Source organism: Aeromonas allosaccharophila, from assembly GCF_000819685.1.
In the GTDB taxonomy this organism is placed as follows: Bacteria; Pseudomonadota; Gammaproteobacteria; order Enterobacterales; family Aeromonadaceae; genus Aeromonas; species Aeromonas allosaccharophila.
The window spans coordinates 147,369-156,432 of sequence record NZ_CDBR01000023.1 but is presented as its reverse complement, the minus strand read 5'-3'; the positions used below and the strand labels follow the sequence as shown (position 1 = coordinate 156,432).

General features: G+C 55.0%; 7 protein-coding genes. 2 read left to right on the top strand and 5 right to left on the bottom strand.

Annotation, left to right across the window (positions count from 1 at the left end):
- Positions 1-421: 421 nt before the first annotated feature.
- The 4 genes from BN1115_RS05195 to BN1115_RS05180 all read right to left on the bottom strand — a co-directional run bounded on the left by BN1115_RS05195 (position 422) and on the right by BN1115_RS05180 (position 4,949).
- Positions 422-2,353 (bottom strand): putative bifunctional diguanylate cyclase/phosphodiesterase, encoded by a 1,932-nt coding sequence (locus BN1115_RS05195; RefSeq protein WP_042656336.1) that lies wholly within the window; start codon positions 2,351-2,353, stop codon positions 422-424.
- Positions 2,354-2,376: 23 nt separating this feature from the next.
- Entirely contained in the window at positions 2,377-2,877 is a 501-nt protein-coding gene (locus tag BN1115_RS05190; protein WP_042656335.1) for a putative pterin-binding protein, read from the bottom strand.
- Positions 2,878-2,978: 101 nt separating this feature from the next.
- Positions 2,979-4,613 carry a chaperonin GroEL gene (gene groL, locus BN1115_RS05185; protein ID WP_042063066.1) on the bottom strand — a complete coding sequence of 545 codons (1,635 nt, stop codon included), beginning with the start codon at positions 4,611-4,613 and terminating at the stop codon, positions 2,979-2,981.
- A gap of 42 nt (positions 4,614-4,655) precedes the next feature.
- Complete coding sequence (locus tag BN1115_RS05180) at positions 4,656-4,949, bottom strand: co-chaperone GroES (protein ID WP_005340573.1); 294 nt, start codon at positions 4,947-4,949, stop codon at positions 4,656-4,658.
- Between the two features lie 260 nt (positions 4,950-5,209).
- Here BN1115_RS05180 and BN1115_RS05170 point away from each other — a divergent pair, with 260 nt between their 5' ends.
- Positions 5,210-6,544, top strand: a complete 1,335-nt coding sequence (locus tag BN1115_RS05170; protein ID WP_244152222.1) for an MATE family efflux transporter — start codon at positions 5,210-5,212, stop codon at positions 6,542-6,544.
- Positions 6,545-6,590: 46 nt separating this feature from the next.
- Here BN1115_RS05170 and BN1115_RS05165 read toward each other — a convergent pair whose 3' ends face one another.
- Positions 6,591-7,070, bottom strand: coding sequence for an FxsA family protein (locus BN1115_RS05165; protein ID WP_042656332.1), 480 nt, complete (start codon positions 7,068-7,070; stop codon positions 6,591-6,593).
- A 442-nt stretch (positions 7,071-7,512) separates the two neighbouring features.
- Here BN1115_RS05165 and aspA point away from each other — a divergent pair, with 442 nt between their 5' ends.
- Positions 7,513-8,955, top strand: coding sequence for an aspartate ammonia-lyase (gene aspA, locus BN1115_RS05160; RefSeq protein ID WP_042063058.1), 1,443 nt, complete (start codon positions 7,513-7,515; stop codon positions 8,953-8,955).
- Positions 8,956-9,064: the final 109 nt, after the last annotated feature.

Sequence of the window (9,064 nt, the reverse complement as noted above, 5' to 3'; positions counted from 1 at the left end):
TGCTGAAATAAACTGTTCGGCTTGTTATTGCTAACAAGTCGTTTTGGTCACTTCACCAGACATTGAAAATCAACAAAATTGTTTGATGTTCGATGCTGTGAGTGCCCACACAGATTGCTTGATTCAAATTGTTAAAGAGCGACGCAACAGTTCGTTGCTGCGGGAGTGGAATTCTACTCAACCGCCTTCTCGAGTCAAGCCTTATTTTCAAAGGCTTTTCGAGGTTATCGACTCAGGCTTTCTGCGTTGCCGCTTGCCCTGTCGATGGAGGCGCATTATAGGGAGTTGAATCTTTCTGGCAAGGGTAAATTGCATATTTTTTTGATAAAACCGCACAACCGTTCAAACAACAAACAACACGAGGAAAATTTGAACCGAATCACACATTCCGGAGGCAGATGACAGCCAAGTAATCCCCCCTTCAACTCATATAAGCCATTTCAGATTGTTGACGCGCCAGCCAAAGCTCCTCCATTTCCAGCAAGGTTTGATAGATTTTCTCCGCCTGCTCTGGCCGGCTGAACAGATACCCCTGCCCATAAAGATGGATATCGGTCAGGGATCGCAGCACATCCAGCTGGGCCTGAGTCTCAATCCCTTCACACACCAGACTCTTGCCCAGCATGGACCCCATCCGGCAGATATTGGCGACCAGCTCGGATGCCTCCATTGAGGTGTCAATGCCCTGTATAAAGGAGCGATCGATCTTCACCTTACTGACCGGCAGTTTTTGCAGGTAGCTCAGAGAGGAATAACCGGTACCAAAATCGTCCAGAGCCAACAGCACTCCCTGCTGATTGAGATCCTGCATCAGTTGCAGCGAGTTCTTCACTTCGCGCATGGTGGTATCTTCCGTGACCTCCAGGACCAGACTGCTGGCAGGCAGGTGATGCTCCATCAATGCTTTGGCCACCAGTTTGAGCAAATTCCGCTGGTACATGCCTGGCGAGATATTCACGCACATCTGCAGATCGACCATACCAAGCTGGTGCCACTGATAGAGCTGCTCGCAGGCGGTGTTCAGCACCCAGCTGCCAACCCGTTCGGCAAGCTGGAACTCTTCTGCAACCATGATCACTTCGTTTGGCGGAATAAAACCGAGCTCCGGATGCCGCCAGCGCAACAATGCCTCGACAGCTTCGCAGCGGCCACTCTCGAGATTGACGATGGGTTGGTAATAGAGCTCCAGCGCATTGTGCTCCAGCGCCATGATCATGTCCGAGGCCAGATGCTTGCGCCGAGCCGTCTCGTTGAGCAGGGAGTTATCGTAAATCACATAGGGAACGTGGGTCTTGCGACTATGAAACAGGGCCTGTTCCGCACGGCTTAACAACTCCTGGGTCTTGTCACTGTCCATCGGATAGAAGGCAATGCCGATCCCGACTTCCAGCCGGAAGGGATAGTCGTCATAGACGATATCCTGCTTCAGCGCGTGCAGCAGGCGCGCGACCAGCTCCCTGACCTGACGCAGATCACTGCTGCCTCGCTGAATAATGGCAAATTGATCACCCCCCAAGCGCCCACTCCACTCGCCCTCCTCACAGAGCACCTTGATCCGTTTGGCAAACTCGCTGAGCAGATGATCACCGGTGTCATAGCCGAACTTGCTGTTGATATCCCTGAAGTCATTGATGTCGACCAGCACCAGTCCGAACGGTACTTCCTGAGTGGCATACAACTCCATCCGCTCCAGCAAGGCAACCCGATTGGACAACCCGGTCAACGGATCCCGTCTGGCCGCCCTGAAATGACGACGCCCTTCATATATAAGCAGCATGCTGAGCAGCAGCACCGAAATGACCAGACCAGAGACCATCAGCAACAAGGCATTGCGCAGCTGGCCAAAATGGCGATCGTTCTCGGAGTAGACGTTGATGTTCTTCTGCATCACAGAAGCGAGGGAGTAAGAGAGCGGCTCTTGCAGCGGGGCAAGGCGCATCATGATCTGCTGATAATCGGGCGCCCCGCTCTGCAACTTGGTGATATCAGACTCTATTTGGCGAATATTGGTTTCAATCAGCTGCACCAGACGCAAGGTTTTCTGCTTGTCCTGCATGCTTTTGCGCAGCTGACCGCTCAACAGGATGGGCGTTCTACTCCAGAGAATGTCATAACGCAGCATCAAGGTGTCATGATCAATCCCGCCATAGTGATAGACCTCTACCGCATTGAGGAAACGCCCGAGCTCCAGCTGCAACTGCATCAGCGCCCAGGAGACATCGTAGGTGTATTTCTCCATCGCTCTGGTCGCATTCTGGATCTGCATCAGGCAATAGAGGGTGCTCCCGGTAAACGACAGGATGGATACATACAGAATGACGAGCAGTGGCCACGCCCTGGTCTTTCCTTTCACCCCATGCTCCCGTGCAGTTTTTATCAGTGCTGAATGTCTATCAAATCAAGTTGCCAGATCATCATGTCGGTATATTCGGATCGCTTCAATTCCGGATATTGATCAAGAGGCAGCATAAACCAGAGCGGTCCCTTGTCACGCACCCGCATGACAGCGCCATTGTCTTCCCATGCAAGGATAGGGTCATATTTGGCGACCTTGTCCCATTCAATACGGATCTGGAAGCTGTTCAGCGCCGTCAACGTAATGGTCTTGCCATCCGCGCCGACCGCAGCCAATACATCGGCCAGTTTGGGGCCTCTGTATTTGTGAGGTTTATCGACCCAGGGATTGCCGGTCACTATCTCATGTTGCGGCAGTGCCTGCAGTTTGGCCAGATCAAACAATACCTTGCCATCAACTTCATCTGTCGAGCTGATGTTGCCACCCACTTTCAGGATCACCGGCCCGGTCAATGCCTCAGCAGCCATAACTGGCATGATGACCAATGAGCACAGTAGCGTCAGCCAACCAAACATCTTCATATCGCCCCCAAATTTGCTGTCTCAACAGACTCAGTTTAGTCAGATATAAAAAAACGGCTCGCCTTGGGCGAGCCGTTTCTCAAACAGAGCAAGGGTAATGATTACATCATGCCCATGCCACCCATGCCGCCCATGTCAGGCATGGCAGGGGTATCTTTCTTCGGCAGTTCGGTGACCATGCACTCGGTGGTGATCATCAGACCGGCGATGGAAGAGGCAAACTGCAGGGCAGAACGGGTCACCTTGGTCGGATCCAGGATACCCATGGCCAGCATGTCGCCATACTGCTCGGTGTAAGCGTTGTAACCGAAGTTGCCTTCGCCGTTCTTCACTGCGTTGGCAATGACAGAGGCTTCTTCACCCGCGTTGATCACGATCTGACGCAGCGGGGCTTCCATGGCGCGCAGTGCAACCTTGATACCCACGTTCTGGTCTTCGTTATCACCACGCAGGCCAGTCAGCTTGGCAGCTACGCGCACCAGCGCTACACCACCACCGGCAACCACACCTTCTTCGACAGCGGCGCGGGTAGCGTGCAGGGCATCTTCCACGCGTGCTTTTTTCTCTTTCATCTCGACTTCGGTGGCAGCGCCAACCTTGATAACGGCAACACCGCCAGCCAACTTGGCTACGCGCTCTTGCAGCTTCTCACGGTCGTAATCGGAAGAAGTATCTTCAATCTGCTGACGGATCTGGGCAACACGGCCTTCGATCACAGCGGCATCACCCACGCCATCAATGATGGTGGTGTTCTCTTTGGTGATAACGATGCGCTTGGCACGACCCAGATCTTCCAGCGTCGCTTTTTCCAGCTCCATGCCCACTTCTTCAGAGATGACGGTACCGCCAGTCAGTACGGCGATATCCTGCAGCATGGCCTTGCGACGGTCACCGAAGCCCGGTGCCTTGACTGCAGCCACTTTCACGATACCGCGCATGGTGTTGACCACCAGAGTCGCCAGCGCTTCGCCTTCTACGTCTTCGGCAACGATCAGCAGCGGCTTGCCAGCTTTGGCAACGCCTTCCAGCACCGGCAGCATTTCGCGGATGTTGGAGACTTTCTTGTCAACCAGCAGGATGAACGGGTCGTCCAGTTCAACGGAACCGGTCTCTTGCTTGTTGATGAAGTAGGGGGACAGGTAGCCACGGTCGAACTGCATACCTTCGACAACCGCCAGCTCGTCTTCCAGACCTTGGCCATCTTCTACAGTGATGACGCCATCGCGACCCACTTTGTCCATGGCTTCAGCAATCAGCTTGCCCACTTTCTCGTCGGAGTTGGCGGAGATAGTGCCCACCTGAGCGATGGCATTGCTGTCAGCACACGGCTGGGACAGCGCTTGCAGCTCGGCAACAGCAGCCACAACGGCTTTGTCGATACCGCGCTTCAGATCCATCGGGTTCATACCGGCGGCAACGGCTTTCAGACCTTCGTTGACGATCGCCTGAGCCAGAACGGTTGCAGTAGTGGTACCGTCGCCCGCTGCATCGTTAGCCTTGGAAGCCACTTCCTTGACCATCTGGGCGCCCATGTTCTGGAACTTGTCTTCCAGCTCGATTTCGCGCGCAACAGACACACCATCCTTGGTGATGGTCGGGGCGCCGAAGGACTTGTCCAGCACCACGTTGCGGCCTTTCGGGCCCAGAGTCACCTTGACGGCATCAGCCAGGATGTTTACGCCTTCCAGCATCTTGATGCGGGCTTCGTTACCAAACTTAACGTCTTTAGCTGCCATTTTCTTCAATCCTTAAATCAATTCGGGGAAAAGGAGGATGGATTACTCTTCGACAATCGCCAGGATGTCGGTTTCGGACAGGATCAGGACGTCCTGACCATCCAGCTTCTCGGTTTTCACACCGTAGCCTTCGTTGAAGATAACCTTGTCACCAACCTTCACGGCCAGCGCTTTGACTTCGCCATTATCCAGGATGCGACCAGTCCCCACGGCAAGCACTTCACCACGGGTGGACTTCTGGGCCGCAGTACCAGTCAAGACGATACCGCCGGCAGATTTGGCTTCAGCTTCGATGCGCTTGATGATGACGCGGTCGTGCAGTGGACGAATTTTCATCGATAACTCTCCCAAAATGAGTCTCATTGTTGCTTTGAGGAATGGCCGTTCCAGGCCAAATTAGATATGTCCCTGATGTGGGGCAGAGTTGCTAACCCTTCAAGGGCAAATACAAAAAAAATTTTTTCACGTACTATGAATATCTTCGATGGTTCACCCATGTCCGCACCCTGGTGCAAGGTCGGTTCACGCCGCCCGTTTTCCATGCCAGAACCTTCAAAGCCAGCTGTAGAGACGAGCCCTTGACCCGCACCAACCCCATGCTGACAGCCCCTATTCCGGTCGTATTGCGCCAGATGACGGGCCCCATGATCTTCGGCATCATCGCCATTCTGGCCTTCAATCTGGTCGACACCTTTTTTATCGGCATGCTGGGCACCCAGGCACTGGCCGCCATCAGCTTTACCTTTCCGGTCACCTTTGTGGTCACCTCACTGGCGATGGGATTGGGCGCCGGATTGTCAGCGGTGATCGGTCACACCCTGGGACAGGGCAAACACGATGAGGCGGCCCACCTCACCACCGACAGCCTGTTTCTGGCGGTGATCATGGTGGCCATGCTCTCCACGGGCGGCGCCCTCACCATCACACCGCTGTTTACCCTGCTGGGCGCCAGTGCCGAGCTGATCTCCCTCATCCATGACTACATGCTGATCTGGTATCTCACCGTCCCCATGCTGGTACTACCCATGGTGGGAAATGCCGCCATCCGGGCGACCGGCGATACCAAAACCCCCAGTCTGGTGATGGCGGTAGCCGGGCTGGTCAACGGGGTGCTGGATCCTCTGTTGATCTTCGGGATCGGCCCCTTTCCCGAATGGGGGATCCGCGGGGCCGCCATCGCGACCTCTATCTCCTGGTTGATGGCGATGCTGGTCAGCCTCTATATCCTGCGCCATCGGGAAGGCTTGCTGCTCTGGCGCCTCTCGCCGCGAGCGCGGTTGCTATACCACTGGCGATCGCTGCTCCATGTCGCCGTCCCCGCCTCTTTTACCAATATGCTCAACCCCCTGGCCAACGCGGTGCTGATGACAATTTTTGCGGGCCTGGGTACCGAAGTGGTAGCCGCTTATGGTGCCGCGTCGCGGGTCGAGGCGCTGCTGCTGATCGTGATGATGGCGCTCGCCTCCGTGCTGGCCCCGTTCATTTCGCAAAACTGCGGGGCAGGCAATCCGGCACGCGCCAAGGCTGCGCTGCAAAGCTGCATGGGTTTCGCCCTGCTGTTCCAGCTCGCCATCTATGGCCTGACCTGGCTGCTTGCCCCGCTGATCGCCAATCTGTTCAGCGATCATCCGCAGGTCATTCGCCTGATTATTCTCTATCTGCATCTGGTGCCGATCGGTTACGGCTTTCAGGGCATGGTGATGCTGCTGGCCTCGGCACTCAATGGCGTGCGAGCATCCAGTATTTCGTTCTTGTTCAATGGATTGCGACTATTCGGTTTTCTGTTGCCAGGAGCCTGGCTGGGGGCACAGCTGGGGGGAGAACAGGGGATATATCTGGGGATACTGCTGGCCAATCTGGCGGCGGGCACCCTCGCGTGGTGGTATGCCCGACACCGCTTCGAGGCGCTGTGCCATCAGGGCAAACCCTGATTAGTCACTCGCCTCGGGTTTTCGTCTCGTCGATTACTCTTTACGCTCACTCTTTGCGCTCAAATTCGCCTTCGATGGTGGTACCGCCCTGCTTGGCGTGACCCAGATGATCATCTGACGGCGCGTTGCCAAACGGCGATTGTGTTCCCTGCTGGAAACCACCCATCTGCATCCGGAACTGGCTGCTGCCGATCAGCTTGTCGGCCAGTTTGTTGCGCAGCCAGGGTTGCAGCAACAGCACACCGAAAATGTCGGTCACGAAACCCGGGATAATCAGCAGCAAACCAGCCAACGCCAGCATCATGCCCCCCATCACCTCGCGGCCCGGCATCTCGCCCATCTGCATTTTTTGCTGGGCACTGAACAGGGTTTTGATCCCTTCACTGCGCACCAGCGAGGAGCCCAATACCGCGGTCAGTATGAGCAAGCCGACTGTCGGCAGCGCCCCAATCACTGAGCCGACCTCGATCATCACGGTGAGCTCCAGTACCACCAGACCCACCAACAACAGAAACAACTTGCCCATATCCACTCCAGCACCGGTAAATTGAGAAAAAGTGGCAACCTTCACAGGGCGGCCCATGCGCGATGCGTCTGTCGCATCATCACCACTTTTACCCTGAATAAGTGGGGTCTTCCCTGCCCTTTTCAAGCCTCTCAAATGACACCTACGTCAGCAACCATCTAAAAAACCGGCAAAAATTCACAAAAATTTATAATAATCATCATGATAAAAGCGTCATAACATATGTGTACTTTCCTCAAAGTAATTTGAAAATGTCTCAAATTTAGTGATCCACCTCTAATAACCGATACCTCAATTGGAGTAGTATATTGATTAGTTTTTCGGGAGGTCATTCTCCCTACCGCCCCACTCGATGTGTGGTGCTTCAGGATGAGCTGTGCGCAAGGAACTCGCGACCACTCGGTGAGGATTTTTCCATTTATCTGATTTCTGAGGCATTACAATGAGCGACATCAAGAACGTCCGCATTGAAGAAGACCTGCTGGGCACCAAAGAAGTTTCCAATGATCTCTACTACGGTGTGCACACCCTGCGCGCTGTCGAGAACTTCAAGATCAGCTCTCAGAAGATTTCTGACGTTCCGGAATTCGTCCGCGGTATGGTTCTGACCAAGAAAGCGGCTGCGCTGGCAAACGGCGAACTGGGTACCATCCGTCCTGAAATTGCTGACAAGATCGTAGAAGCCTGCGACCTGATGCTGAACACCGGCAAATGCTTCGACCAGTTCCCAGTCGACGTTTACCAGGGTGGTGCCGGCACCTCCGTCAACATGAACACCAACGAAGTACTGGCCAACATCGCCCTGGAAATCATGGGTCTGGAGAAAGGCCGTTACGACGTCATCAACCCGAACGACCACGTCAACAAGTGCCAGTCCACCAACGATGCCTACCCAACCGGTTTCCGCGTAGCGGTAGTGAACAGCACCGATGTGACCCTGCACGCGCTGGAGCACCTGATCGCGGCATTCGATGCCAAGGCTGAAGAGTTCAAAAACATCCTGAAGATGGGCCGTACCCAGCTGCAAGATGCGGTTCCGATGACCCTGGGTCAGGAGTTCCACGCGTTCGCCGTCACCCTGCGTGAAGAGATCAAGTCCATCAAGCGTTGCCAGGAGCTGCTGCTGGAAGTGAACCTGGGCGCTACCGCTATCGGTACCGGTCTGAACACTCCGCCCGAGTACTCCGAGCTGGCCATCAAGCGTCTGGCCGAGATCACCGGTCGTGCCTATGTGCCGGCAGAAGATCTGATCGAAGCTACCTCCGACTGTGGCGCCTACGTCATGCTGCACGGCGCCATCAAGCGTCTGGCCATGAAAATGTCCAAGATCTGTAATGACCTGCGTCTGCTCTCCTCCGGCCCGCGCACTGCACTGAAAGAGATCAACCTGCCGGAAATGCAGGCGGGTTCCTCCATCATGCCAGCCAAGGTCAACCCGGTTATCCCGGAAGTGGTCAACCAGTCCTGCTTCAAGGTATTCGGTAACGACATCACCATCACCTTCGCCGCCGAAGCCGGTCAGCTGCAGCTGAACGTCATGGAGCCGGTGATTGGTCAGGCGATGTTCGAATCCCTGAGCCTGATGGAAAAAGCCTGTATCTCCCTGCGCGAGAAGTGCGTGGAAGGTATCACTGCCAACCCGGAAATCTGCATGAACCACGTGCTGAACTCCATCGGTATCGTGACCTACCTGAACCCCTTCATCGGCCACCACGAAGGTGACATCGTCGGCAAGATCTGTGCCCAGACCGGCAAGAACGTCCGCGAAGTCGTTCTGGAGCGCGGCCTGCTGAGCGCCGAGCAACTGGACGAAATTCTCTCCATCGAGAACCTGATGAACCCGCAATACAAAGCCAAGCGTTTCACCCGCGAAGCTGCCGTATAAGCGAGTGTGGGCCGGGATCTTCCCGGCCCATAAAGTCAGTTCCCGATTGGTCTTTATCCCCAGCCCGATCGGGAATTGGCTTTTTGCCAAATAAAAACCAAAAAACTAA

What these genes read in the sequence shown, in the direction of transcription:
- BN1115_RS05190 (WP_042656335.1), bottom strand. Translation starts at nt 2,877, where the DNA reads ATGAAGATGTTTGGTTGGCTGACGCTACTGTGCTCATTGGTCATCATG.
- groL (WP_042063066.1), bottom strand. Translation starts at nt 4,613, where the DNA reads ATGGCAGCTAAAGACGTTAAGTTTGGTAACGAAGCCCGCATCAAGATG.
- BN1115_RS05180 (WP_005340573.1), bottom strand. Translation starts at nt 4,949, where the DNA reads ATGAAAATTCGTCCACTGCACGACCGCGTCATCATCAAGCGCATCGAA.
- BN1115_RS05170 (WP_244152222.1), top strand. Translation starts at nt 5,210, where the DNA reads ATGCTGACAGCCCCTATTCCGGTCGTATTGCGCCAGATGACGGGCCCC.
- BN1115_RS05165 (WP_042656332.1), bottom strand. Translation starts at nt 7,070, where the DNA reads ATGGGCAAGTTGTTTCTGTTGTTGGTGGGTCTGGTGGTACTGGAGCTC.
- aspA (WP_042063058.1), top strand. Translation starts at nt 7,513, where the DNA reads ATGAGCGACATCAAGAACGTCCGCATTGAAGAAGACCTGCTGGGCACC.